This is a genomic window from Mesorhizobium sp. M2D.F.Ca.ET.226.01.1.1, assembly GCF_004022705.2.
Taxonomy (GTDB): domain Bacteria; phylum Pseudomonadota; class Alphaproteobacteria; order Rhizobiales; family Rhizobiaceae; genus Mesorhizobium.
Map to the genome: position 1 here is coordinate 408,750 of NZ_RZOY02000003.1, position 24,554 is coordinate 433,303.

General features: G+C 64.1%; 25 protein-coding genes, 1 tRNA gene and 1 pseudogene. 13 read left to right on the forward strand and 14 right to left on the reverse strand.

The genetic code is table 11. The annotated features are described in order from the left end of the window. The first annotated feature begins 14 nt into the window (after positions 1–14). From EN869_RS09375 to EN869_RS09395, 5 genes and pseudogenes are all read left to right on the forward strand, one after another. Positions 15–866, forward strand: a complete 852-nt coding sequence (locus EN869_RS09375; protein ID WP_127225628.1) for a tetratricopeptide repeat protein — start codon at positions 15–17, stop codon at positions 864–866. A gap of 144 nt (positions 867–1,010) precedes the next feature. Continuing rightward, a complete protein-coding gene (locus EN869_RS09380; RefSeq protein ID WP_127225627.1) occupies positions 1,011–1,589 on the forward strand; it encodes a DUF4274 domain-containing protein in 579 nt (192 codons plus the stop codon). Between the two features lie 169 nt (positions 1,590–1,758). Then, the gene (locus EN869_RS09385; RefSeq protein WP_127225626.1) at positions 1,759–2,235 is read left to right on the forward strand and encodes a DUF992 domain-containing protein; all 477 of its coding nucleotides are present in this window, start codon (positions 1,759–1,761) and stop codon (positions 2,233–2,235) included. Positions 2,236–2,323: 88 nt separating this feature from the next. After that, positions 2,324–2,806: pseudogene (locus EN869_RS09390) on the forward strand (DUF992 domain-containing protein). Between the two features lie 89 nt (positions 2,807–2,895). After that, positions 2,896–4,410 (forward strand): MFS transporter, encoded by a 1,515-nt coding sequence (locus EN869_RS09395; RefSeq protein ID WP_127225625.1) that lies wholly within the window; start codon positions 2,896–2,898, stop codon positions 4,408–4,410. On the opposite strand, the gene EN869_RS09400 is transcribed toward EN869_RS09395, so the two are convergent. After that, the gene (locus tag EN869_RS09400; protein WP_127225624.1) at positions 4,354–5,211 is read right to left on the reverse strand and encodes a LysR family transcriptional regulator; all 858 of its coding nucleotides are present in this window, start codon (positions 5,209–5,211) and stop codon (positions 4,354–4,356) included. The two genes, EN869_RS09395 and EN869_RS09400, sit on opposite strands and share 57 nt — an antisense overlap. A 95-nt stretch (positions 5,212–5,306) precedes the next feature. On the opposite strand from EN869_RS09400, the gene EN869_RS09405 reads away from it, so the two are divergent. Next, positions 5,307–6,632, forward strand: coding sequence for an aspartate aminotransferase family protein (locus EN869_RS09405; protein ID WP_127225623.1), 1,326 nt, complete (start codon positions 5,307–5,309; stop codon positions 6,630–6,632). Between the two features lie 120 nt (positions 6,633–6,752). Next, the gene (locus EN869_RS09410) at positions 6,753–7,118 is read left to right on the forward strand and encodes a VOC family protein (RefSeq protein ID WP_127225622.1); all 366 of its coding nucleotides are present in this window, start codon (positions 6,753–6,755) and stop codon (positions 7,116–7,118) included. A gap of 8 nt (positions 7,119–7,126) precedes the next feature. Here the strand turns inward: EN869_RS09410 and coaBC are convergent, their stop codons facing one another. From coaBC to ubiE, 3 genes are all read right to left on the reverse strand, one after another. After that, positions 7,127–8,599, reverse strand: coding sequence for a bifunctional phosphopantothenoylcysteine decarboxylase/phosphopantothenate--cysteine ligase CoaBC (coaBC, locus tag EN869_RS09415; protein ID WP_210213835.1), 1,473 nt, complete (start codon positions 8,597–8,599; stop codon positions 7,127–7,129). Positions 8,600–8,671: 72 nt separating this feature from the next. Continuing rightward, the gene (gene ubiB / locus EN869_RS09420; RefSeq protein WP_127225621.1) at positions 8,672–10,246 is read right to left on the reverse strand and encodes a 2-polyprenylphenol 6-hydroxylase; all 1,575 of its coding nucleotides are present in this window, start codon (positions 10,244–10,246) and stop codon (positions 8,672–8,674) included. Between the two features lie 58 nt (positions 10,247–10,304). Beyond that, on the reverse strand, positions 10,305–11,081 hold the full coding sequence (gene ubiE / locus EN869_RS09425) for a bifunctional demethylmenaquinone methyltransferase/2-methoxy-6-polyprenyl-1,4-benzoquinol methylase UbiE (protein ID WP_127225620.1): 777 nt from the start codon (positions 11,079–11,081) through the stop codon (positions 10,305–10,307). A gap of 168 nt (positions 11,082–11,249) precedes the next feature. On the opposite strand from ubiE, the gene EN869_RS09430 reads away from it, so the two are divergent. The 3 genes from EN869_RS09430 to EN869_RS09440 all read left to right on the forward strand — a co-directional run bounded on the left by EN869_RS09430 (position 11,250) and on the right by EN869_RS09440 (position 13,786). Next, positions 11,250–12,224 (forward strand): adenosine deaminase, encoded by a 975-nt coding sequence (locus EN869_RS09430; RefSeq protein WP_127225619.1) that lies wholly within the window; start codon positions 11,250–11,252, stop codon positions 12,222–12,224. A 161-nt stretch (positions 12,225–12,385) separates the two neighbouring features. After that, positions 12,386–13,015: a uracil phosphoribosyltransferase gene (upp, locus tag EN869_RS09435; protein WP_112096510.1), complete on the forward strand. Its 630-nt coding sequence runs from the start codon at positions 12,386–12,388 to the stop codon at positions 13,013–13,015. A 204-nt stretch (positions 13,016–13,219) separates the two neighbouring features. Further along, on the forward strand, positions 13,220–13,786 hold the full coding sequence (locus tag EN869_RS09440) for a TIGR02281 family clan AA aspartic protease (protein ID WP_127225618.1): 567 nt from the start codon (positions 13,220–13,222) through the stop codon (positions 13,784–13,786). A 7-nt stretch (positions 13,787–13,793) separates the two neighbouring features. Here EN869_RS09440 and deoA read toward each other — a convergent pair whose 3' ends face one another. Genes deoA through EN869_RS09470 form a run of 6 tightly spaced genes read right to left on the reverse strand, consistent with a single transcriptional unit; the run spans position 13,794 to position 20,004 of the window. After that, a complete protein-coding gene (deoA, locus tag EN869_RS09445; protein ID WP_127225617.1) occupies positions 13,794–15,110 on the reverse strand; it encodes a thymidine phosphorylase in 1,317 nt (438 codons plus the stop codon). Beyond that, complete coding sequence (locus EN869_RS09450) at positions 15,110–15,913, reverse strand: purine-nucleoside phosphorylase (protein WP_127225616.1); 804 nt, start codon at positions 15,911–15,913, stop codon at positions 15,110–15,112. Before EN869_RS09450 ends, deoA begins: the two co-directional genes overlap by 1 nt. Next, positions 15,910–16,302 carry a cytidine deaminase gene (gene cdd / locus EN869_RS09455; protein WP_127225615.1) on the reverse strand — a complete coding sequence of 131 codons (393 nt, stop codon included), beginning with the start codon at positions 16,300–16,302 and terminating at the stop codon, positions 15,910–15,912. The genes EN869_RS09450 and cdd overlap by 4 nt, the downstream gene beginning before the upstream one ends. Before the next feature lie 60 nt (positions 16,303–16,362). Beyond that, positions 16,363–17,334 (reverse strand): ABC transporter permease, encoded by a 972-nt coding sequence (locus EN869_RS09460; RefSeq protein WP_127225614.1) that lies wholly within the window; start codon positions 17,332–17,334, stop codon positions 16,363–16,365. Between the two features lies 1 nt (position 17,335). Next, entirely contained in the window at positions 17,336–18,475 is a 1,140-nt protein-coding gene (locus EN869_RS09465) for an ABC transporter permease (RefSeq protein ID WP_127225613.1), read from the reverse strand. Further along, positions 18,472–20,004, reverse strand: coding sequence for an ABC transporter ATP-binding protein (locus EN869_RS09470; RefSeq protein WP_127225612.1), 1,533 nt, complete (start codon positions 20,002–20,004; stop codon positions 18,472–18,474). The genes EN869_RS09465 and EN869_RS09470 overlap by 4 nt, the downstream gene beginning before the upstream one ends. A 293-nt stretch (positions 20,005–20,297) precedes the next feature. Here EN869_RS09470 and EN869_RS09475 point away from each other — a divergent pair, with 293 nt between their 5' ends. Then, positions 20,298–20,507, forward strand: coding sequence for a SlyX family protein (locus tag EN869_RS09475; RefSeq protein WP_112096518.1), 210 nt, complete (start codon positions 20,298–20,300; stop codon positions 20,505–20,507). 21 nt (positions 20,508–20,528) lie between these two features. Beyond that, positions 20,529–20,942, forward strand: coding sequence for a hypothetical protein (locus EN869_RS09480; protein ID WP_127225611.1), 414 nt, complete (start codon positions 20,529–20,531; stop codon positions 20,940–20,942). On the opposite strand, the gene EN869_RS09485 is transcribed toward EN869_RS09480, so the two are convergent. From EN869_RS09485 to EN869_RS09500, 4 genes are all read right to left on the reverse strand, one after another. Beyond that, positions 20,937–21,392, reverse strand: coding sequence for a GNAT family N-acetyltransferase (locus tag EN869_RS09485; RefSeq protein WP_127225610.1), 456 nt, complete (start codon positions 21,390–21,392; stop codon positions 20,937–20,939). The genes EN869_RS09480 and EN869_RS09485 overlap by 6 nt on opposite strands. 65 nt (positions 21,393–21,457) lie before the next feature. Beyond that, positions 21,458–22,447, reverse strand: a complete 990-nt coding sequence (locus EN869_RS09490) for a BMP family ABC transporter substrate-binding protein (RefSeq protein WP_127225609.1) — start codon at positions 22,445–22,447, stop codon at positions 21,458–21,460. Positions 22,448–22,646: 199 nt separating this feature from the next. After that, positions 22,647–22,973 carry a hypothetical protein gene (locus EN869_RS09495; RefSeq protein ID WP_127225608.1) on the reverse strand — a complete coding sequence of 109 codons (327 nt, stop codon included), beginning with the start codon at positions 22,971–22,973 and terminating at the stop codon, positions 22,647–22,649. Between the two features lie 84 nt (positions 22,974–23,057). Beyond that, a complete protein-coding gene (locus tag EN869_RS09500; protein ID WP_127225607.1) occupies positions 23,058–23,753 on the reverse strand; it encodes a hypothetical protein in 696 nt (231 codons plus the stop codon). Between the two features lie 456 nt (positions 23,754–24,209). On the opposite strand from EN869_RS09500, the gene EN869_RS09505 reads away from it, so the two are divergent. Next, positions 24,210–24,299: transfer RNA gene (locus EN869_RS09505), tRNA-Ser, on the forward strand. The last annotated feature ends 255 nt before the right edge of the window (positions 24,300–24,554 follow it).

The window sequence follows — 24,554 nt, forward strand, 5'->3', positions numbered from 1 at the left end:
CAGTGAGGACAAAGATGAACGCTATTACCGTGGAGCGCAGAACCGCTTTTCGCGGCTTCGCCCTGACGGCAGCCCTTGTTTCGGGTCTGACGCTTGCAGCATGCCAGACGACGCCCACCGGCGAGTTCAACAACATCGACAAGGCGCAAGGCTCGAGCGAGAACATTTCCTCGCTTTCGGCGGTCATCCAGCGCAATCCGCAGGATCCGGAAGGCTACAATGTGCGCGGCTCGGCCTATGGCCGCGGCGGCCAGTACCAGGCGGCGCTGAAGGACTTCAACCAGGCCATTCAGCTCAATCCGAATTTCTACCAGGCCTATTCGAACCGCGCGCTGATCCAGCGCTTCCTCGGCAACCAGGAAGCAGCCCTCGCCGACTACAACCGCTCGATCCAGATCAACGCCAATTACGACGCCGCCTATATCGGTCGCGGCAATCTCTACCGTAAGGCGGGCCGCACCCAGGACGCCTTCAACGATTTTCAGAAGGCGATCCAGCTCGACACCACCGACGCGCGCGCCTACCACAATCGCGGCCTGATCTATCAGAGCCAGGGCCAGCACAAATTCGCCATCGAGGATTTCTCGACAGCGATCTCGCTGGCGCCGGACGCCGCCGAGCCCTACAACGGCCGCGGCCTCTCCTATCTGGCGATGGGCGACGAGGACAACGCCTTCTCCGACTTCAACATGGCCATCAAGCTCGACGGCAAGAATGCCGAGGCATGGGCCAACCAGGCGCTGATCTACGAAAAGCGCGGCGACAAGGTAAGGGCTGCCAAGTCCTATCGCGAGGCGGTCCACCTCGACCCGAACTACCAGCCGGCCAAGGACGGCCTGTCGCGCACCGGGGCCAACGCCAGCTGATTGCGAGCCGGCGTCTCATCGCGCCGGCCCTCGATATCGTTCCAATTGCCGCGCCGGGCGCAGGCAAATCGCAATCATTGCGTGTCAAGGTAGCGGGTGAAGCCGGCGAGCGCCGGTCATCCGCGAACACCGGACCGGCACCCGATGGATGAGAACGAGCACAGCATCCAGCGGCAGATCGCCTGGCTGGAAAAAGCCTCTCCCGACGATTGGCACCGGGCCGTGCTCGACTTCAACTGGGATTGGGATATCGACCCGCTGTTCTGGATCGCGCGCCAGCCGCAATGTGACAAGGCTACGGCCTTGACGATGTTCTGGCTGGGGCAGCCGGCCTGGTACCTTCTGATGGCCCTGGAGAACGGGGGATCGGACGCCAACCGGGACCCTGTCTGGGATATGCTGAAGCTCATCGCGCAGCGTATCAACGCCAGAAGCTATGTCCGTTCGAAGATCGCTTACGACGTGGACGATTTCACACTGCAGGATTTCGACGAGCTGGTCGAAAAGGCAGGGCAACTGGCCCACCCGCCGTTGGAGCCGCATCCGGATATGAAGCGCTCGCTTCGCGGCCGGCGGATCGTCAACGATATCGGCTTCTACGAGCGCTATCCCAAGGAATTCCATGGCACGCTGCTGATCGAGCTGCCGGATCAGGAGCCTCCGGAAAGCCGAGGCCCGCTCGACAGAATCCGGTCCGCATTCGGGCGTCTCTGGCTTCATTAAGCCTTGTTGAGCCTTCGCATCCCGGCACCGTTGCGCAATTATCACGCCTTGTTAACCGCTGATGACAACGCGTTAACCTTTGCCATGTTCGCGCCAAGTTTTCGGCGGAACGCTCGGCGCACCTCGCTCGTTTAAGCCGGGGCAAAATTTTCGCGAAAGGACCTTTCCAATGATCAAATCCCTTGCCTGTGCCGCTGCCGCGCTTGCCGCCACGGTCCTCGCTTCCCCGGTCAGCGCCGGCACGCTGCGGCTCGGCACGCTCGATTGCACTATCGATGGCGGCGTCGGCTATGTCATCACCTCGAACAAGGGCGTCGCTTGCACCTTCCGTCCCTATCATCACGGTCCGGCCGAGCAGTACACCGGCATGATCTCCAAGCTCGGCGTCGATCTCGGCCAGACGCATCAGGGCCAGCTCGTCTGGGCAGTGCTCGGCGCCACGCGCCATCATGAGGCGGGCGACCTCGCCGGCAGCTATTACGGCGTCAACGCCGAGGCCTCCGTCGTGACCGGTGGCGGCGCCAATCTCCTGGTCGGCGGCCTGGACGGCGCCTTCATGCTGGAGCCGCTCAGCGTCCAGGCGCAGACCGGCGTCAATCTGGCCGTCGCTGTGGCCTCGCTGGACCTCGTCCACTCCTACAAATAAGCGCTCGGCCGCTGACGACATCCGCCTATACGCGCGGCCCGGAACAGGACATTGTAGCCGTTCCGGGCCGCATGTTTTGGGGGGACGTATGTCGAGGATCATCGCCGCAGCCGCGATCGCGATCGTTGCACTAGTCGGACAGGCTCGAGCGGAGACCGGCGGCGTCGAGCTCGGCGTCTTGGATTGCGCCATCGGCGGCGGCACCGGCTTCTTCTTCGGCTCCAGCAAGGATCTGAGCTGCACCTTCACACCGGCCGACAAGACCTTCGCGCCGGAAGCCTATTTCGGCGCCGTCAACAAATACGGCCTCGACATCGGCACCACCACCTAGAGCGTGATGCGCTGGCTGGTGCTGACGCCCATGAACAACATCTATGCCCCGGGGGCGCTTGCCGGAGACTATGTCGGCGCCAGCGCCGAAGTGACCGCCGCGGTCGGCGCCGGCGCCAACCTCCTGGTCGGCGGCACCGGCAACGCCTTCACCCTGCAGCCGCTCAGCGTCCAGACTCAGACCGGCCTCAACATCGCCATCGGCGTCAGCCAATTCCAGCTGCGCAGCACCGCGAACTGACTGCCCGCGACAGGCGAAAAAATACCGCTTGAGCTCAACCGCGGTTGAGGTCCTAGAGACCGTACCCGATACAAATCGGGAGAGTTGATTTGAGGGCGAAATCAGAAAACAAGGTCGACTGGCGGGCGCTGTGGGCAAGCGGCGATCTGGCGCGCTTCTGCTTCATCAATCTCGGCATCCTGCTTTACGCCACCAACGAGACCATGGTGGCGACGGTGATGCCGGCGATGGTCGGCGAACTGGACGGCGTGCAACTGGTGGGCTGGTCGCTGGCGATCTATGAGCTTGGCGCCATCACAGCGGGCGCCGCGGCCGGACGGCTCGTCAGCTATGTCAGCCTGCGCAGCAACATGACGGTGGCCGCCCTGCTTTACGCGGCCGGCGCGCTCGTGAGCGCCGTTGCACCCTCGATGACCCAGTTCCTCGCCGGGCGGCTGATCGAAGGCCTTGGCGGCGGCGCGCTGGTGTCACTCGCCTTTGTCTCCGTCGAGCGCCTGTTCCCGCGCAACATCTGGCCGCAGCTATTCGGCGTGATGTCGGCGATCTGGGGCATCGCCGCCTTCAGCGGCCCGATGATCGGCGCCATCATGGTCGAGCTTCTGTCCTGGCGCTGGGCGGTCGGCGTCTTCGCGCTGGGCGGCATCGCGGTGGCAATTGCCAGCCTCGCCGTTCTCAACACCGCCGGCGCGTCGCGTCCGCCGGCCTCAAGCGGCGCCGCGCCGCCTTTCCCCTATGGCGCGCTCGCCTGCCTTGCCGTCAGCGTGGTCTTGATTGCGAGCGCCGGCGTCGACATCGCCCTGCTGCGCTCGTCGATCCTGCTTGCGCTTGGCCTGGTCGGTCTGGCGCTGTTTGTCCGGATCGACGCGCTGAAACCCCGGTCGCGGCTGTTCCCGTCAAATCTGTTTTCGTGGCGGTTTCCGGTCGGCACCGGCATGGCGATGGTCGCCGTCTTTTCGGTGGCGACCTGTTCCTTCGGCATATACGGGCCGCTGCTTCTCACCACGCTGCATGACATTCCGCTGCTGACCAGCGGCTACATCATCGCCGCCGAGTCGATCTCATGGTCGATCCTGTCGATCCTCGTCGCCAATGCTCCGCTGGAGCGCGAGCGGTCGATCGTCCTTGTCGGCGCGCTGATGATTGCCTGCGGCATTGCCGGCTTCGCCTATACGATCCCAGCCGGCTCGATCCCGCTGATCCTGTTCTGCGCCCTTTTGCAGGGCGGCGGTTTCGGCGTCGCCTGGCCGTTCCTGACCCGCATCATCGTCGCGTCGGCAGCGCCGGACGAGCAGACCATCGCCTCGGCCGCCGTGCCGACCATGCAGCGCATCGGCTATGCCGTAGGCGCGGCGGTCGCCGGCATCATCGCCAATGCCAGCGGCTTCTCGGAAGGGCCGAGCCGCGAATCCGCCGCGACCGTCGCCGGCTGGCTGTTCCTGGCCTTCATCCCGCTTGGCATTTTCGGCTGCCTGGCGGCTCTGCGGATATTTTCGACGGCGAGCCAGCCGGACTGGCGGCCGGATAGCAGGCCAGCGGCTGGCGCCGGCTCAAAGCGAGGGGAGAACCTTCCGGATGTGATCGGCAAACGCCTCGACCGCCGGTAATCGTTCCGCCTCGGCGAAGACGACCAGGATGCCGAGGCCGGGCAGCGCGGGAAGCGGGGCGCCGAGGATATGGAGATCGGGCGGCACGGCCTCCTCCGCCATCACGCTGATCGCCAGACCCGAGCGCGCGACGGCGATGAGCCCCGCCAGGCTGTTGCTGGCATAGGCTATCTTGTAGCGCAGCCCGGCGCGGGCCATGGCCTCGCAGGCACCCTTATGATCGATGGCGTTCGACGCAGCCAATGCCAGCGGCACGGTGTCGCCGAAATCGTAAAACTCCAGCGCGGGTCTGCTGCCTACCCAGACCAGGGCTTCCCTGCGCACCACATCCGGTGCATCGCCTTGATCGGGCGTGGAAACGAGCGCCAAGTCGATCTGGCGTGCGTTAAGAAGCGTGCGCAATTCGACTGTCGGCGCCGAAACCACCTTGATCTCGACGTCGGGATACATGGTGCCGAAACTCTTCAAGAGCGCCGGGAAGAACGCGCTCAGATAATCCTCGGGACTGCCGAAGATGATCGAGCCGTGCAGGCCCTTGTCGGAAAAGGCCGAGATCGCCTCGTCGTGGATCTTGAGGATGCGCTCGGCATAGACCAGAAATCGCTCGCCGCTGCCGGTCAGCCGCACGCCGCTGCCACTGCGATGAAACAGGCCCTGGCCAAGCGCTTCCTCCAGGCGCTGGATCTGCATGGTCACGGCGGATTGCGTGCGCCCGACCTGCACCGCCACGGCACTCAGCGTGCCCGAATGCGCGGCACGCACGAATGTCGACAAGAGCTTGAGATCGAGCGGAGCCTGCATATCAAATCCATTGATATCCGGATCCGACTACTATCAATTTTACTGCACCCGTGCCAGCCGCTATGTGTTGCCCGACGCCTCGATGGAGTTGGACGATGTCGAAGAATCTGGACCAGGGTTTCTGGAGTGCGGCGCGAAAGCATCTGATCCGCTATGGCGGCAGCTTCGAGCCGGCGATCATCGAGCGCGCGGCGGGATCGTTCGTCTACGACGCCGACGACCGGGCGATCCTCGATTTCACCTCCGGCCAGATGAGCGCGCTGCTTGGGCATTCCCATCCCCGGATCGTCTCGACCGTAAGCCGCCAGGTCGGGCAAGTCGCGCATTTGTTCAGCGGCATGCTGTCCCGTCCCGTCGTCGAGCTTGCCGAGCGCCTTGCGGCGCTGGCGCCGGGACTCGACCGGGTGCTGCTGTTGTCGACGGGCGCGGAATCGAACGAAGCCGCGATCCGGATGGCCAAGCTGGTCACCGGCAAGCACGAGATCGTCGCTTTTTCGAAGAGCTGGCACGGCATGACTGGTGTCGCGGCCTCCGCGACCTACAGCGCCGGCCGCAAGGGGTATGGACCGGCCGCCGTCGGCTCGCTCGCCATCCCGGCGCCGAACAGTTTTCGACCGCGTTTCAAGCATGCCGACGGTTCGCTGGATTGGCAGACCGAGCTCGACGATGCGTTCGATCTGGTCGACAGCCAGTCGACGGGCAGCCTGGCCGCCTTCGTCGCCGAACCGATCCTGTCGAGCGGCGGCATATTGGAATTGCCGCAGGGCTATCTGGCGTCGCTGCAAAAGAAATGCCGCGAACGCGGCATGCTTTTGATCCTCGACGAAGCGCAGACCGGCATCGGCCGCACCGGGCATATGTTCGCCTTCCAGCGTGACGGCGTCACCCCGGACATCCTTACGCTTTCCAAGACGATCGGCGCCGGCCTTCCGCTGTCGGCCGTCATGACGACGGCTGAGATCGAGGAAGAAGCGCACGCGAAAGGCTTCCTGTTCTACACCACCCATGTCTCCGACCCGTTGCCGGCGGCCGTCGGCCTGGCCGTGCTCGACGTGGTGGCGGAGGAAAAGCTGGTCGAGCGCGCCCGCCATCTCGGCGCGCGATTGTTCGATGGCCTCTCACGGCTCAAGCAGCGCTACGACTGCGTCGGCGACGTGCGCGGTCGTGGCCTCCTGCTCGGCGTCGAGATCGTCAAGGACGGCAGGGTTCCCGATCACCAGCTTGGCGCCGCCATTGCCGCGGAAGCATTTCGGCGCGGGCTGAGCATGAACATCGTCAAGCTCCCCGGCATGGGCGGCGTCTTCCGCATCGCGCCGCCGCTGACGATTTCCGAAGAGGACTTGGACCTCGGGCTGAAGATCATTGCTGAGGCGATCGAAGCCACCGTGAGCACGAACCGTCCAGGTATCGCCGCCGAATGAGGCTATTGGGGATGGCGTCGGCATCCAGGCGAGCCGAATCCATGTCGCTTCTAACAACTAGATGCTGCCGCTCGCCCGCGGATTGGCTACTGTGTGGAAAACCCACAGCAAGGATAGCCGATGTCCGCCGTACGGTACTTCGTCCATGATGTTCAGGAAGCGATTGCCTTCTACAAGGATGTCCTGGAGTTCGAACTCATAGCGCAATACGGACCCGCAATGGCCATCGTCAGGCACGGATCGCTGACATTGTGGCTTGCCGGCCCTCGCTCGTCGGCCGCGCAACCGACCGCCGAGGGGGAGACGCCTTCGGCCGGGGGCTGGAACCGAATTGTCCTGATCACCGAGGATCTGAAATCGCGCTTGCCCGGGATCGAAGCTGCCGGCTGCAAGATACGAGTGCCCTTGAGGACCGGCCCTGGCGGTTCGCAGCTCGTGATCCAGGACCCTTCCGGCAATTGCATCGAACTCTTCGAGGAAGGCTAAGCCCCGTTCTAAACGACGATGGCCAGCAGCCGCTCGGCGATGAGCGCGGCAAGCCGCGCCGCCACCTCGTCCTTGCCCATTTCGGGCCATTCCTCGACGCCGGTCCTGGAGACGATGCGCACCTTGTTGCGGTCCCCGCCCATCACGCCGGACGGGCCGATGCCGCTTTCATGCGAGACGTCGTTGGCGACGATGAAGTCGGCGCCCTTTTTCTTGAGCTTGGCCTCGGCATTGGCGATGAGGTCCTGGGTCTCGGCGGCGAAGCCGATCACGAGGCTCGGTCGCTGCGCATGATGGCCGACACCCGCAAGGATGTCCGGGTTCTCGACCATTTGCAGCGAAGGCGGCCCCTCGCCCGCCACCTTCTTGATCTTTTCGCCGGCGGCGCTCGCCGTGCGCCAGTCGGCGACCGCCGCGACAAAGACGGCCGCATCCGCCGGCAACAGGCTCTCCACCGCCTGCTTCATCTGAGCCGCGGTTTCGACATGCGTGGTCGCGACACCTGCCGGATCGGCGATGGTGACCGGACCGGAGACGAGCCGCACATCGGCGCCGAGCTTTGCCAGTGCGGCCGCGATGGCATGGCCCTGCTTGCCGGACGAGCGGTTGGCGATGTAGCGCACCGGATCGATCGGCTCGTGCGTCGGTCCCGAGGTGACGATGATCCTGCGGCCGGCAAGCGGCTTGAGCTTCTCGTCGAGCATCGCCTCGATCGCCGCGACGATGTCGAGCGGCTCGGCCATGCGGCCCTCGCCCGCTTCGTTGCTTTCGGCCATCTCGCCCTTGCCGGGACCGACAAAGGCGATGCCGTCCTTCTGCAGGATGGCGCGGTTGCGCCGCGTCGCTGGATGCGCCCACATTTTCGGGTTCATCGCCGGCGCCATCAGCACCTTCTTGTCGGTGGCCAGCAGCACCGTCGAGGCAAGGTCATTGGCATGGCCGTTGGCAAGCTTCGCCATCAGGTCGGCCGTGGTGGGCGCCACCACCAGCAGATCAGCCTCGCGCGACAGCCTTATATGGCCGACATCGTGCTCGTCATTGCGGTCGAATAATTGGGTGAAGACATGATCGGCCGAAAGCGCGCCGACCGACAGCGTGGTGACAAATTCCTGCGCGGCCGATGTCATGACCACCCGCACCGACGCGGCGCGTTCGCGCAGCCGGCGGATGAGCTCGAGCGATTTGTAGGCGGCGATGCCGCCGCTGATGATGAGCAGGATGCGCTTGCCCGACATCGAGCCTCGCGGGCCCGGCTTGCCGGCAATCGCGGCAGCCGGCAACGCCTGCTCGTGCGAGCCTGCCAGCGCGCGCAGCTTCTCCTCGATCTGGCCGATGCGGTCGGCCTGCCCCGCCCGGCCTTCGACCGCGGCGCGGATCATCGCCCGCGCCTGCTCCTCCATCGAGCAGCCATTTTCGGCCGCGAGCTGCCGCAGCAGGTCCTTGACCTCGCCATCGAGATTGCGGATCGTGATGCTGGCCATGTGATTGCACTCGCCCCAGATAGCGCATGCAATGATAGCAATGCAATCAAATGACGGCAAGCTGTCTGGCGGTCAGAGCAACTTCCACGCAATATAGACCAACGTCAGCGCGATCACCCACAGCGCCACGCGGCCGGAGCGGGTGTGGCGGGCTTCGGCCTTGCCGATGGCGCGCGCCGTCGCTTCGTCGAAGCGCAGGCCGTTTTCCGCCATCAGGTCGATCTCGCGCGACAGCCGGTCGGTGCGGGCTGCCAGGTCCGGCGCCTGCCTTGCCAGCGTCAACAATGCCTTGGCGCCGTCGCGCGCATCGGTGAGCAGCCCGCGCGGACCGAGATTGCCGGCGATCCAGTCGCCCACCACGGGCTCCGAAGTCTTCCACATGTTGAAGGCTGGATCGAGCGTGCGCGCGACGCCTTCCACCACCACCATGGTCTTCTGCAGCAGGATCAGCTCCGGCCGCGTCGCCATGTCGAACAGTTCGGTGACCTCGAACAGCAGGGTCAGAAGCTTGGCCATCGAAATCGTATCGGCCGACTGGCCGTGGATAGGCTCGCCGATGGCGCGGATGGCCTGCGCGAAGGCCGAGACATTGTGCTGGCGCGGCACGTAGCCCGCCTCGAAATGCACCTCGGCGACGCGCTGATAGTCGCGCACGATGAAGCCGTAGAGAATCTCGGCCAGGAAACGCCGCTCCTTCTTGCCGAGCCGTCCGGCGATGCCGAGATCGACGGCGACGATGGTGCCGTTCGCCTCGACGAACAGGTTGCCCGGATGCATGTCGGCATGGAAGAAGCCATCGCGCAGCGTGTGCCGCAGGAACGACTGGATGAGATTGGCGGCGATCGCCTTGAGGTCGTGACCGGCGGCGGCAAGGCCGGCGATGTCGTTCATCTTGACGCCGTCGATCCACTCCATGGTGAGCACGTCGCGGCCGGTCCGCTCCCAGTCGACCGCGGGCACGCGAAAACCCGGATCGTCCTTGGTGTTCTCGCCGAGTTCCGAAAGCGCCGCCGCCTCGAGCCGCAGATCCATCTCGACCCTGGTGGTCTGCGCCAGCGTCTGGGTCACCTCGACCGGGCGCAGGCGGCGCGACGATGGGATGTACCTCTCCTGCAGATGGGCGGCGAGGAAATAGCTTTCGAGATCGTGGAAGAAGCGCTGCCGCACGCCGGGTCGGATGACCTTCACCGCCACGCGCGAAGTGGCCCCCTCGCGCGCCACTTCCGCGCTGTGCACCTGCGCGATCGAGGCGGCAGCCACCGGTTCGCCGAAGGAGGCATAGAGATCGTCTATTCTGCGCCCGAGCGAGGCTTCGATCGCATGGATCGCCTCAGCCTTCGGGAAGGTGTGCATCTTGTCCTGCAACAGCGCGAGGTCCAGCGCCATGTCGTTGCCGACGACATCGGGCCTAGTTGCCAGGAACTGGCCGAGTTTCACGTAGGAGGGGCCAAGCCGCACCACCGCGCGCGCCAACCTGTCGCCGCGCTGATAGCTGAGCGCCCGGCGGCGGGTAAAAAGCCGCGCCACGCGCCAGCCGAATTTCGGCATGCCGGAGAGTTCCTCGCCCGGCAACGCCGCGACGACGCCCTCACGAACCAGCACCCAGCCGGCCCTTGTGAGCCTGAAGGCGGCGGCGAGGCTGCTCATTGCCCATCCTGATTCAAGAGGGCCTTGGTCAAAGGGGCCTGCTTCAAAGGATCCTGCCTCAAAGCTTCCAGCCGGAATGAAGGGCTGCGATGCCGCCTGAATAGTTGCGGAAAGTGACACGGCCGAAGCCGGCGCGGGTGATCATGGCCGCGAAATTCTGCTGATTGGGAAATTTGCGGATGGATTCGACGAGATAGGAATAGGGCTCGCTATCGCCGGTGACCGCCTTGCCGATCCTGGGAATGGCGTTGAACGACCACGCCTCATAGACCTTGTCGAGCAGCGGCATCTCGACCTCGGAGAATTCGAGGCAGAGCAATCGCCCGCCACGCTTCAGCACACGATAGGCTTCGGCAAGGGCGACCTCGATGCGTGGCACGTTGCGGATGCCGAAGGCGATCGTGTAGGCATCGAAGCTGTCGTCCCCGAAAGGCAGCTCTTCGGCATTGGCCTCGACGAAGTCGGTGTTTGCCGCAAGGCCCAGCCTCTCGGCGCGGTCGCGGCCGACGGCCAGCATTGAGCCATTGATGTCGAGCACCGTGGCATGGGCCTGACGCTGGCTGGCCTCGACGATGCGGAAGGCGATATCGCCGGTGCCGCCGGCGACATCGAGCACTCTCCAGCCCGGCCGTTTCGGCGGGTTCAGCCAGGCGACCATCGCGTCCTTCCACAAGCGATGCAACCCGGCTGACATCAGATCGTTCATGAGGTCGTATCGATTGGCCACCTTATGGAAGACGTCGTTGACGAGAGGCTGCTTCTCGCCCTCCCCCACCTTCCTGAAACCGTAGGAAGTTTCCATGCCGCCCGCGGCCGTGGTTCTCTCAACTGACATTATTTTGATCCGTCATAAAACCGGCGGGACCATAGCCGATCGATGGTGCCGACGCTATTGTCCAAGGCGCGGTTTTCGGCCGCGCTTTCAAAACCCGGCCGGGAAAGGCCTCGCATGATTTTCCGGCCAGAATCTGTGCGCGAACAGCATACCAGACGGGATGACCGCATGATTTTGAAGGCCGAATTGCACTGCCACATCGAAGGAGCGGCGGCCCCTGAGCTCGTCATCAGCCAGGCCCGCAAATATGGCAAGGACCCTTCGCCATACATCCAGGACGGCTCCTTCGTCTGGCACGACTTCACCTCGTTTCTCGCCGCTTACGACTTCGCTTCCGACCTGTTCCGCACCGAAGAGGACTACGCACGCCTCGCCGACCATTACCTGACCAGCCTGGCCCGCGACGGCGCCATCTATTCCGAGGTCTTCACCTCGCCAGACCACGCGATAAAGGCCGGCCTCTCGCCGAAAGCCTATACGGATGCGTTGGGCGAAGGCATGGCCCGCGCCAAAGCCAAGACCGGCATCGAGGGTCGCATGATCGTCACCGGCGTGCGCCATGTCGGGGTCGAGGCGATCGAGCAGGCCGCGCGCTTCGCGGCCCGCTGCGGCCATCCGCTGGTGACCGGTTTCGGCGTCGCCGGCGACGAGCGCATCGGCGACTTCGAGGACTATGTGCGCGCCTTCGAGATCGCGCGCGAGGCGGGCCTCGGCATCACCATCCATGCCGGCGAGCTGATGGGTTGGGAAAGCGTCAAGGCGGCTCTCGATCATATTCGCCCCTCCCGCATCGGCCATGGCGTGCGCGCCATCGAGAACCCGGACCTGGTCCGTCGCATCGCAGACCAGGGCGTAGTGCTGGAATGCTGCCCGGGCTCCAACATCGCGCTGAAAGTGTTCGACAGCTTCGCCGACCATCCATTTCCGGCGCTGCGCGCCGGCGGCTGCAAGGTGACGCTCAACTCCGACGACCCGCCCTATTTCTGGACCTCGCTGAAGCGCGAATACGATATCGCCGCCGAGCATTTCGCCATGAACGACAAGGCGCTCACCGCCATCACGAGAACGGCCATCGAGGCGGCTTTCGTCGACCGGAAGACCAAGGCGGTGCTGCTAGGGCGATTGGACGCGAAAGTGCGGTGAGTGAGTAGGGAGTAGTCGGCAGTCGGTAGTTGTGGATTTGGCGGAGCGCCCATAGAGCGGTTGAAGGCCGGAGCTTTCCCCGAGGCGAGGACTCGCAAATCGGCTCACTATTCACTACTCACTACTGACCACTACCCACTGCGAACCAGTCGGAGCACATCATGCAGGGCGTCACCGTCGTCGACCACCCGCTTGTCCAGCACAAGCTGACCATCATGCGCAAGAAGGAGACCTCGACGGCCGGCTTCCGGCGGCTGCTGCGCGAGATCTCGCTGCTTCTGGGCTATGAGGTGACCCGCAACCTCGAACTGACAACGACCATGATCGAGACGCCGATCGAGGAAATGGAGGCGCCGACGCTGGAAGGCAAGAAGCTGGTGTTCGCCTCGGTGCTGCGCGCCGGCAACGGCCTGCTCGAAGGCCTGCTCGACCTGGTGCCGGCGGCGCGCGTCGCCCATATCGGCCTCTACCGCGACCATGACACGCTGGAAGCGGTCGAATATTTCTTCAAGGCGCCGAGCGATCTTGCCGACCGGCTGGTGATCGTCGTCGATCCGATGCTGGCGACCGCCAATTCGGCGATCGCCGCGATCGACAAGCTGAAGGGGCGCGGCGCCACCAACATCCGGTTCCTCTGCCTGCTTGCCGCCCCGGAAGGCATCGAGCGTTTTACCAAGGCGCATCCGGACGTGCCGATCTTCACCGCCTCGATCGACCGCCAACTCAACGACAAGGGCTATATCATGCCCGGCCTCGGTGACGCCGGCGACCGCATGTACGGAACAAAGTGAGCGCATCCGTTTACCAAACGTTTACGCAACGGCACGCTTCCGGCACGCGTTAAAGCGGAAAACACCATGTCGATCTAAGGATGCGCCCTTCGGGAGCAATTCCAGAAAAAGTGTGAAGCGGTTTTCCGTTCGGAATTGCTCCAAAACAAAGGGATAGAGCGGTTCAACGTTTCCTTGAAACGGTGACACGCTCCAGGGGCATCCATGCTGCGCAAGCTTCTCATCCTTGGCATCTTTGCCGGAACCTCGGCTTCGATCCCGATCCTTTACCAGGCGAACCCGCATCTGGTGGACGGTCTGGTGCAATCGACAGTCGCCTCGCAGTCGGCAGCGCCGGAAGCGCAGCCGCAGGTCAATCTCGCTTCGGTCCCGGACAAACCGGCGGCGCCATTGCCGCTTGGCCGTCAGGTGCTTGTCAACGCCGATGCGCGCGGCCACTTCACGTCGCAGTTCAAGCTCAACGGCCGCCAGGTTGACGGCATGATCGACACCGGCGCGACGCTGGTCGCCATCAACACCTCGACGGCGCGCAGGATCGGTATCTCGCTCAACCCGTCCGATTTCAATCGTCAGGTGAGCACGGCCAACGGCGCTATCAAGGCCGCCGTGGTATCGCTCGACCATCTGCAGATCGGCAAGATCTCCGTCGACAACGTCCAGGCAATGGTGCTCGACGACAGGGCGCTGCAGACCAATCTGATCGGCATGAGCTTCCTGCAGCGCCTGCAGAAATACCAGGTCCAGGACGGCGCGCTGCTGCTGGTGCAGTAACCGGCTTTTACCGAGGCAGTATTCGCCTCAGCACGCTCTTCTCGGCGGGTGGCTTCGAAGCCCCGATCGTATATGCGGCACGCACGGCGGCGGCAGCCGCTTCGGCCTCCGCGTCGGTGCGGGCATGCACCAGCGCCAGCGGCTCGCCTGAGCGCGCCTCGGCGCCGACCGGCAACAGACGAGTCAAGCCGACGGCATGATCGATCTTGTCGTCCGGGTGGGTACGCCCGCCACCCAGCGCGACGACGGCAAGCCCGATCTCGCGCGTGGCAATGCCGGTGACGAACCCGTCCTGTCCCGACGTCGCGGCCAGTTCGACCGGCGCCGTCGGCAAATATTTTTCCGGGTTCTCGACGAAATCGGCCGGTCCGCCTAGCGCCGTCACCATGCGTCCGAAGACGGCGGCAGCCCGGCCGCCGGCAAGCGCCTCAGTGGCGCGCCTGATGCCGTCCTGGTTGGACGAGACCAGCCCCGCCGACTGCAGCATCTCGGCGGCCAGCGCCAGTGTCACATCCTCAAGCCTTCGGTCGCGATAGCGGCCGGTGAGGAAATCGGCGGCATTCTTCACCTCGACCGCGTTGCCGGCGGCCGAGGCCAGTGGCTCGTTCATGCCCGTCACCAGCGCCGACGCATTCAAGCCGGCGCCATTGGCGACCTCGACTAGGCTGTTCGCCAGGGCGACGGCGTCGCGGGACTTTTCCATGAAGGCGCCGTTGCCGACCTTGACGTCGAGCACCAGCGAGCCCAAGCCCGCGGCAAGCTTCTTCGACAGAATCGAAGCGGTGATCAGCGGTATCGATTCGACCGTGCCCGTCACGTCGCGGATCGCGTAGAGCCTGCGGTCTGCGGGCGCAAGATCGGCGGTCTGGCCGATGATGGCACAGCCGGTCTCGAGCACCGTCTTGCGGAAAAGCGTCACGTCGGGCTGGCTCGCATAGCCCGGAATGGCATCCATCTTGTCCAGCGTGCCACCGGTGTGGCCGAGGCCCCGGCCGGAGATCATCGGCACATAGGCGCCGCAAGCGGCGACGATCGGCGCCAGCATCAGCGAGACATTGTCGCCGACACCGCCCGTCGAATGCTTGTCGGTGACCGGCCCCGGCAGGTCGGACCAGTCGAGCACATCGCCGGAATCGCGCATCGCGAGCGTCAGCGCCACCGCTTCCTCGCGGCTCATGCCGTTCAGGAACACGGCCATGGCGAAAGCGCCGACCTGGCCCTCGGAGATGGTGCCGGCCGTCAGCCCTTTGACGAAACCCGCGATTTCGTCGGTCGAGAGCCTGTGGCCGTCGCGCTTGCGGCGGATGATCTCCTGCGGCAGCATCAGTCGGGCAGACCGTCCTGGAAGACGCGCCGCAGGATCGTCGCCAGCCGCGCCCCGCCGATCGGCGCCATGTCCTTGGTTTCCTGGTGCGAGAGCTCCGCTCCCGTCATCCCCGCCGCCAGGTTGGTGATGACCGAGCAGGCGGCGACCTTGAGGCCGAGGAAGCGGGCGAGGATGACTTCCGGCACGGTCGACATGCCGACCGCATTGGCGCCCATGACGCGCGCCATGCGGATCTCGGCCGGCGTCTCGAAGCATGGCCCGGAGAACCACATATAGACGCCCTGATGCAGCGCCGTGCCGGTCGCCTTCGCCGCCTTTTCGATCGCGCCGCGCAGGCCGGCATCATAGGCCTCGGTGAGGCCGACGAAGCGGCGGTCGCTCGGCTCGCCGATCAACGGGTTGGAGCCGGAGAAATTGATGTGGTCGTTGATCAGCATCACCGAACCCGGACCCATCTCGGGATCGACCGAGCCGGCGGCGTTGGTCAGGATCAGATGTGAGATGCCGATGCCGGCAAGCACCTCAAGTGCCGGACGCATCGCGGCGGCGTTGCCATGCTCGTAATAATGCGCGCGGCCGGACAGCATCAGCACCGGCGTGCCGGCGAAATGCCCGGCAACCACCTCGCCGGCATGGCCGGAAACGCCGCTGCGCGGAAAGCCAGGCAGCTCGGCGTAGGAGATGCGCCTGGCATCCTTGACCTGATCGACCAGCCCGCCGAGGCCCGATCCCAGCACGAGTGCCGCCGTGGGCGCCAGCCCGTCCAACTTTTCGACCAGATGATCCAGTGCTTCCATCATTTCAACATATCGCCTCTGAAGCCGAAAGGCAGCATGTCGCCCATGGTCACGGTCTCGGCCACCCCGGTGTCGTCGCAAAGATAAAGCTTGGTGTCCGGCCGGCAGAATTCCGCCAGCCGCTGCCGGCAGCCACCGCAAGGCGAGCATTTGGCCATACGTTCGGCAAATACAGCGATCTCCACGATCCTGCCGCCGCCGCCCATGACGTAGTGTCCGAGCGCCGTCGTTTCGGCGCACCAGCCTTCCGGATAAGACGCCACCTCGACGTTGGCGCCGGTGAAGACGCGCCCGTCCTCGGTGCGCAGTGCCGCGCCCACCGGGAATTTCGAATAAGGCGCATGGGCCTTGGCCATCGCCGTCTTCGCCGCCTCGAACAGATCATGCGACATCCGGTACTTCTCTCCCACGATCTTGTTCAAATGCCGGTCGGCGCCGGGCGAAATCCCGCCTCAGCGTTCCTTCACGTAAGGCACGCCGCCGGCACGCGGCGGAATGGCCTTGCCGATGAAGCCGGCGAGCAGGATCACGGTCAGCACATAGGGCAGCGCCTGCATGAATTGCGCGGGCACCTTGCCGATGACCGGCAGCGGTGAGCCCTGCAGGCGAATGGACGCCGCGTCGAGGAAGCCGAACAGCAGACAGGCGAACATGGCGTTGACCGGCCTCCATTTAGCGAAGATCAGCGCCGCCAGCGCGATATAGCCCTTGCCGGCGGTCATATCCTTCACGAAGCCGCCATTTTGCACCATCGATAGATAGGCTCCGGCAATACCTGTAAGGATGCCGGTGCAGATGAGCGCGCGATAGCGCAGCCAGGCGACCGAGATGCCGGCGGTATCGACGGCGGCCGGATTTTCGCCGACAGCGCGCATCCTGAGGCCGAAGCGGGTGCGATAGAGCACCCACCAGGTGAACGGCACCATCAGGAAGGCGATATAGACCAGAATGGAATGGCCGGAGATCAGCTCGGAATAGATCGGGCCGAGGATCGGCACATCTCTGACCGCGTCGGCGCCGGGCCAGACGATCGCCTCGAACCGTTCGCCCGGCTGCAGCGCCGGCGTGCGCCCGCCCTGCTGGAACCAGGCCTGGCCGAGCATGATCGTCGAGCCGGCGGCGATGAAATTGATCGCCACGCCGGAAACGATCTGGTTGCCGCGATGCGTGATCGAGGCGAAGCCGTGCACCATGGCAAAAGCGACCGACATGAGGATCGCCATGCCAAGGCCAATGAATGCCGAATGAAAGACCGCGGCCGCCGAGGCGCCGGCAAAGGCGCCGACCAGCATCTTGCCTTCCAGCCCGATGTCGAACACGCCGGCGCGCTCCGAATAGAGACCGGCAAGGCAAGCGAGCAGCAGCGGCACCGACAGGCGGATGGTGGAATCAAGGATCTGGACGATGGCGATGAAGATATCCATCTCAGGCGCCCTTTCCCTTGATCGCTTCCATGCCGACCGATTTGGGGCTGAACGAGGCGAAAATCGCCTGGATATAGGGCCGGAACATGTGCTCCAGCGCGCCGGCGAACAGAATCACCAGACCCTGGATGATGACGATCATGTCGCGGGTGATCGACGGCATCTCGAAGGAAAGCTCGGCGCCGCCCTGGTAGAGCATGCCGAACAGGATCGCCGCGAGCACGATGCCGACCGGATGCAGCCGGCCCATCAGCGCAACCGCGATGCCGACATAGCCGGCGCCCGAAACGAAATCGATCGCGACATTGTGCTGGTCGCCCATCACCGGGTTGAGCGCCATCATGCCGGCCAGCGCGCCCGAGATCATCATGGCGGTCAGCACGATGCGCGTTTCCGAGATGCCGGCATAGCGCGCCGCTTTCGGGCTGTGGCCATAGGTGCGCATCTCGTAGCCGAGCTTGGTGCGCCAAATCAAAAGCCAGACCAGGAAGGCCATGACCAGCGCCAGCAGAAAGCAGATGTTGAGCGGCGCCGAGCGGATCTTGGCGCCGAACAGCTCGATCACCCAGTTGAGCTTCGGCAGTTCCGCGCCGCCGACGAAATTGCGCGTCTGCGGCGCCTGCGAGCCGGCGGGCTTCAGCAGACCGACCAGCAGATAAACCATCGTCGAGGCCGCGATGAAGTTGAACATGATGGTGGTGATGACGATGTGCGAGCCGCGCTTGGCCTGCAGATAGGCGGGAATGAAGCCCCAGAGCGCGCCGAACGCGGCGGAGGCGACAATGGCAAGCGGGAACAGCAGCCACCAGGGCAGCGTGCTGTCCAGGCTCAGGCAGACCAGCGCAATGCCGAGGCCGCCTATATAAGCCTGCCCTTCGGTGCCGATGTTGAACAGGCTGCAATGCGCAGCCACCGCCACCGACAGGCCGGTGAAGATGAAGGTCGTGGCGTAGAACAGCGTGAACGCAATGCCCGTGCCCTTGCCGAAGGCGCCTTCGACAAGGATGACGGCGGCGCGAAACGGGTTCTCGCCCACCAGCACGACGACGAGGCCGGCGACGATGAAGGCCACGGAGAGGTTGATCAACGGAATCAACCCATAATCGGCCCAGGCCGGCAACTTTGCGTAGGGCGTGCTCATTCGGCGGCCTCCTGGTGTTCCACACCGGCCATCAGCAGGCCAAGCTCGCCTTCGGTCGCCTCCGGCCCGCGCTCGCCGACGACACGGCCGGCAAACATCACCAGGATGCGGTCGGAGAGCGAGCGGATCTCGTCGAGCTCGACCGACACCACCAGCACGGCCTTGCCCTGGTCGCGCATGGCGATCAGGCGCTTGTGGATGAATTCGATGGCGCCGACATCGACGCCGCGTGTCGGCTGGCCGACGATCAGCACGCCGGGGTCTTGCTCCATTTCCCGCGCCAGCACGATCTTCTGCTGGTTGCCGCCGGAGAAATTGGCTGTCTTGAGCCGCGGATTGCCGGGGCGGATGTCGTATTTCTCGATCTTGTCCTTCGCGTCGGCCATGATGGCGTCGACGTTGAGGAACAGCCCCTTCAGATAGCGCTCATCGTCGTGATAGCCGAGGATCGAATTCTCGTTCTCCTCGAAGGCGAGCACCAGCCCGACATGGTGCCGGTCCTCGGGCACATGCGCGAGACCGCGGTCGCGCAATTCGCCGGGATCGGCCTTGCCGGTGAGATCGATCGGCTTGCCGTCGAGCATCACCTCCCCGGACACCGCATGCCTGATGCCGGAGATCGCCTCCAGCAGCTCGGACTGGCCGTTGCCGGCTACGCCGGCGATACCAACGATCTCGCCGCCGCGCACATCGAAGGAGACGTTGTCGACCATGGTGACGCCGCGCGAATCCTTGACCGTCAGGTTCTTGACCGAAAGTTTTATCGCGCCGGCTTCCGACTGGCCCTTCTCGACCCTGAGCAACACGCGACGGCCGACCATCAGTTCGGCCAATTCGCCGACCGTGGTTTGCTTCGTCACCCTGGTGGCCACCATCGTGCCCTGGCGCATCACCGAGACCGTGTCGGTGATGGCCATGATCTCACGCAGCTTGTGCGTGATGAGCACGATCGTTTTTCCCTGGTCCTTCAATTGCTTGAGGATACGGAAAAGGTGATCGGCCTCGGCCGGCGTCAAAACCCCCGTCGGCTCGTCGAGGATCAGGATCTCGGCGCCGCGATAGAGCGCCTTGAGGATCTCGACGCGCTGCTGCAGGCCGACCGGCAGCTCTTCGATCACGGCGTCGGGATCGACCTCGAGGCCGTATTCGCGCTCCAGCCGGTCGAGCTCCGACCGCGCCTTGGCGATGCTGCTTTTCAACAGCGGATCGTTTTCGGCGCCAAGGATGACATTTTCCAGCACCGTGAAATTGTCGACCAGCATGAAATGCTGGTGCACCATGCCGATGCCGAGCGCGATGGCGTCGTTGGAAGTGTTGATCGCCACCGGCTTGCCGCCGACGCGGATTTCACCGCTGTCGGCCTGGTAGAAGCCGTAGAGGATCGACATCAGCGTCGACTTGCCGGCGCCGTTCTCGCCGACAATGCCGTGGATGGTGCCACGCGCGACTTCGAGGTTAATGTCACGGTTGGCGCGCACGGCGCCAAAGCTCTTGTTGATGCCTATGAGCTCGATTGCGGCTTGCGCCATGCAGCCTGTTCCCACTAATTTTTTTATCGCTTGGTCAAAATGCCTAGCATGATGCCCCGCTTATGCCAATCGGCCGTTCACTCTCGACAAATCCCCGCACGCTTGTCAATTTCGAACGTGGCCGGGGCCTCACATTCGCCCAAGCGTGTCGCATCTGAACGGTCTCATGCGACGCGCCATAGGTTGTTGTTTTATGCATGTCGTTGTCCCAAAACCGCTGCGCACTTTTGGGCGACATGCATTAATATGGCGAGGCTGCAATTCGCACCGTGGCGCTGGGAGCAAGTCCTCGGATGAATACACCCGCCGACCGGCTGACGACGCTGGAAATCCGCGCCGCCGAGCAGGAAAAGACGATCGAGGAACTGTCCGGCCAGATCGCCGAACAGTGGAAGGTGATTGAGCGCATGGAGCGCAAGCTAGCCGCCTTGACCGACCGGTTCCTTGAATTGGAGGAGCAGACCGCCCCAGATGTGCCGGTGACTAAGCCGCCGCATTGGTGAGGAGCATGGGGGAAGAGAGCCATGTCCAGTGAAAGCGACCGCGTCGCCCGAGCCGGCGACTATGTCTTCGGCCTGATGAACGACAGGGAGCGCGCCCGCGCCGAGCGCGACCTCGAGATCGATCCGGCCTTTCGCGACACGGTGCTCAAGCTCGCCGAGCGCTTGCGCGCCCTCGATCCCGACGGTTCGTCCAAGGAAGGACAGGACGCCCGCTGGAAGCTGGTCTCGCAACGGCTTGCCGAATTGCCGCAGATGCACAACCGGCTTGCCGGCCTAGCGGTGGCCGAGTCGGAACCGCCGCCAGTCGTCGTCCACCGACTGCAACGCAGGCCCTATGGCGTTGGCCTGCACGCCCTTGGCGGCAGGCTGGGGTTTGTGATTGCGCTTGCGCTGGTTGCCGCTTTTGCGCTCGGCTACCTCGCCGGCACACTATAGTTTTCTCGACATCAGCAGCATCGGGGCGCCGTCCTGTTCGAAGGTCTCGGCCGCCGACCAGCCGAGCGCTTCGTAGAAGCCGCGCGCCTGCCAGGTGTAGAGATAGAGCTTGCCAACACCGGCCGAAGCGGCATGGTCCTCGACGGCCCTGACCAGCGCCGTGCCGACGCCGCTGCGGCGATAGGCCTCCTCGACGATGAGGCCGGCCAGCCACGGCGTCAGATCGTGCGGTGAATCGATCTCGTCGCGCACGAGCAGGCAACTTCCGACCGGTTTGCCAAGATAGCGGGCAACGAAGGCCGCCTCGAATCCGCCGCCGGCGATCAGCCCGCGCAGCCCGGCCATGTCTTCGTCGAGTGTCCGGCCCGTGCCTTCAAAGAAGGCCTCGAGCCGAAGCCGTGCGATCGCTTCGACGTCGCCTTCGCGCATGGCCTCGATTGTCGGTTGCATCGCATCTCCAAAACGAAACCGCCGGGCGTTGGCCCGGCGGTTCAAAACCTTAACTCAACTGCCGATCAATAGGGGCACTTGTTGTCAGTGGTATAGTCGTGCACCTCGACCTTGCCGGAGATGATGTCGGCCTTGGCCTTTTCGACCGCGGCTTTCATCTCGTCGGTCACCAGCGCCTTGTTGTTGTCGTCCATGGCGTAGTCGACGCCGCCTTCCTTGAGGCCGAGATTTTGGACGCCGCCCTTGAAGGTAGCGTTCTTGCCATCCATGAAGGCGTTGTAGACGGCAACGTCGACGCGCTTCAGCATCGAGGTCAGCACCTTGCCGGGCTGCAGGCCGTTCTGGTTGGAATCGACGCCAACGCCGAGCTTGCCGGCATCGGCCGCAGCCTGCAGCACGCCGACGCCGGTGCCGCCGGCCGCCGCGTAGACCACGTCGGCGCCCTGATCGATCTGCGTCTTGGCGATCTCGCCGCCCTTGGCCGGGTCGTTCCAGGCCGCCGGCGTGTCGCCGGTCATGTTCTGGATGACGTCGGTCGCACCCGCCGACTTGGCGCCGCCGACATAGCCGCATTCGAACTTGCGGATCAGCGGGATGTCCATGCCGCCGACGAAGCCGACCTTCTTCGACTTCGACGCCATCGCCGCCAGGATGCCGACGAGGTAGGAGCCTTCATTCTCCTTGAACACCAGCGAACGGACATTGGGCAGGTCGACGGCGTCGTCGATGATGGCGAAGTTCAGGTCGGGATAGTCTTTCGCGACCGCTTTCAGGGCGTCTTCCCAGGCAAAACCGGCCATCACGATCGGGTTGCGGCCGTCCTCGGCGAAACGACGCAGCGCCTGCTCGCGCTGCGAGGCGTTGGAGACTTCGAATTCGACATAGGCGACGCCGGTCTCGGTCTTGAACTTCTCGGCGCCGTGATAGGCGGCCTCGTTGAAGGACTTGTCGAATTTGCCGCCCAGATCATAAAGGATGGCCGGCTGGACATCCGCGGCGAAAGCCGGAAGAACCATTGCGGTTGCGGCCAGAAGGCCGAGAACGATACGTTTCATGTGATCCACACCCTGTCGGTTATTTTTCCGTTTGCACCGCCTGCCCGCCCGGTTCTCCGGCAGGCAAGCGACGTCAGGCAGGAGTGTATGCCCCTCCCGCTCGCGGCCAATCTGGCACGGCGCGAAACAAAATTCACGTGGAATTTTGACCTGTTGGAAAAAGCGGTTTTCCGTCCGGAATTGTGCCAGAACAAAAGCTTCAGGGGCTTGGAGCGAATTCTGCGCCGCGGCGCTTGCGCCGGTAGCCGATGGCGTAGAGCAGGAAGGCAAGCAACGCGAACACCGCGAAGCCGGGTTGCGCAAGCACCCAGGCGATGATGCCGTCCCAGACCAGCGGGCTTGCCTTGGCGCGCACGTAGGTCTCGAAGGCCGCGCGGGTATCGGGCGAGACCGCCAGCCAGCTGGCGTTGAGCGGCGTCATCACCAGCGACGAACCGGCCACCGAGCGTGTCGTGTCGATCACCGCCATGATCACGGCAATCGACAGCGCAACCATGGCCGCCAGCCGAAAGATGAAACGCAACATGGACGCTCTCCCCGGGAAGCTCCTGTCTATCCCGCAACCGACATAGAGCCTGCACAGGTCCCGCGCAATCGCGATCCCATGAAATTAATGGGCCGGCGCCTGCCGGCGCCGGTTGACGCGCCAGACGGCGAAAAGGCCGCCGGCAATGGCTCCGACGATCAGGCCTCCCAGACCGACAAAGGCCGCGAAAAATCCGCAGGCGCCCTCGAAGCAGCTCATATGGGTCAGGTCCGCGATCAGCGAGCCGGCGAAGAATCCCGCGCAAGCGCCGACCGCACCGCCGATGATGATGCCGAGCAGCGCGGCAAGGATCGAGACGAAGACCGACGGCCGTTCGGTCTCCGGATTGGCGTAGACCGTCTCGGCGCCGCCGGTGCCGCGCAGGAGGTAGATGCAGAGCAGGCCGATGGCGATCTCGGCGACGGTGAAGCCCAGCGCCTCGGCCGAGAAGGCGAAGCCGTAAAACACATAGGCCTGACGCACCACGAGCCAGATGATGACGGCGATCTGCCAGATCGTGTAGTGGCGCGGGAACCGGGCCGAGCGGTTGAAGGCAAGGCCAAGCAGGTACAATCCCCACAAAATGGTGAGGACGCCGCCGACCAGGCCGCCATAGATGAGGAAGAATACGTTGTCCGGCAGGCTGAAGTCGCCGACCAGCCGCCAATTCGCTATCAGGCCATAGGCCGACAGGCCCATGACGATGACGAGCCAGCCTACCGGGATGAAGGAAAGCCCGCTGTCCGGCCGCCCCGCGGGCTGATGATCGATCGATGCCATCTCAGGACGGTGCCCCTTCGCCCAAGCAACTCCAGGAAAGTGCTGAGCCGCCTTCCGTCGGGAATTGCAAAACCGAACCGTCAATTCCAGGGAAAGCTCGCAACCGTTCCAACCGGGATTGCATGAAAACAAGGATTTAGCGCAGTCGACAGCCGGCCGGAGCCGAAGTCAAGCATCGCCGGCAGCGGCGAGCGGCCTGTGCACATCATTCGAACGCATCGCCCTTTCCACCCCTGCCTTCGCGCCATCCGCGGCAAAAGTCGCCACGATGCCGATATGGCTTGGCATTCGCTTTCGGATCGACTAGATGAGCCCCGCGCCTGTTTGCCTAGACGGCTAGCGGTGCAGGGAAGGGTTGCCTGCCGGTTGAAGGCACACCACATATCCGTGAAGGACTTCCCATGGGAGCATCTCCCCAACCCGCGCGGCGAAACCGGCCGGCGAGATGTCAAGGACGGAGAGGTGGCCGAGTGGTTGAAGGCGCACGCCTGGAAAGTGTGTTTACGGGAAACCGTAACGCGGGTTCGAATCCCGCTCTCTCCGCCATTAAATTTTCTAATAAATCAATGATTTCAGCCTCTTATATCATCCATTGAAGCGCTTCCAGATCGAAGCGACCTTAATCCGCGTAACAAACTGCCAAGAATCCGCCTAGTCCGCCATGGCATTGCTGAACGTCGAGGTGGTCAGCGTCCTGTTTGGGGCCGGAAGCCGTCTGGCTGCTTTGGAGTTAATGTGGGCGATTTCGGTAAGGTCATTCGAACCGACTGTCGCGATCGCGATCTATTTTATCCCATTGTC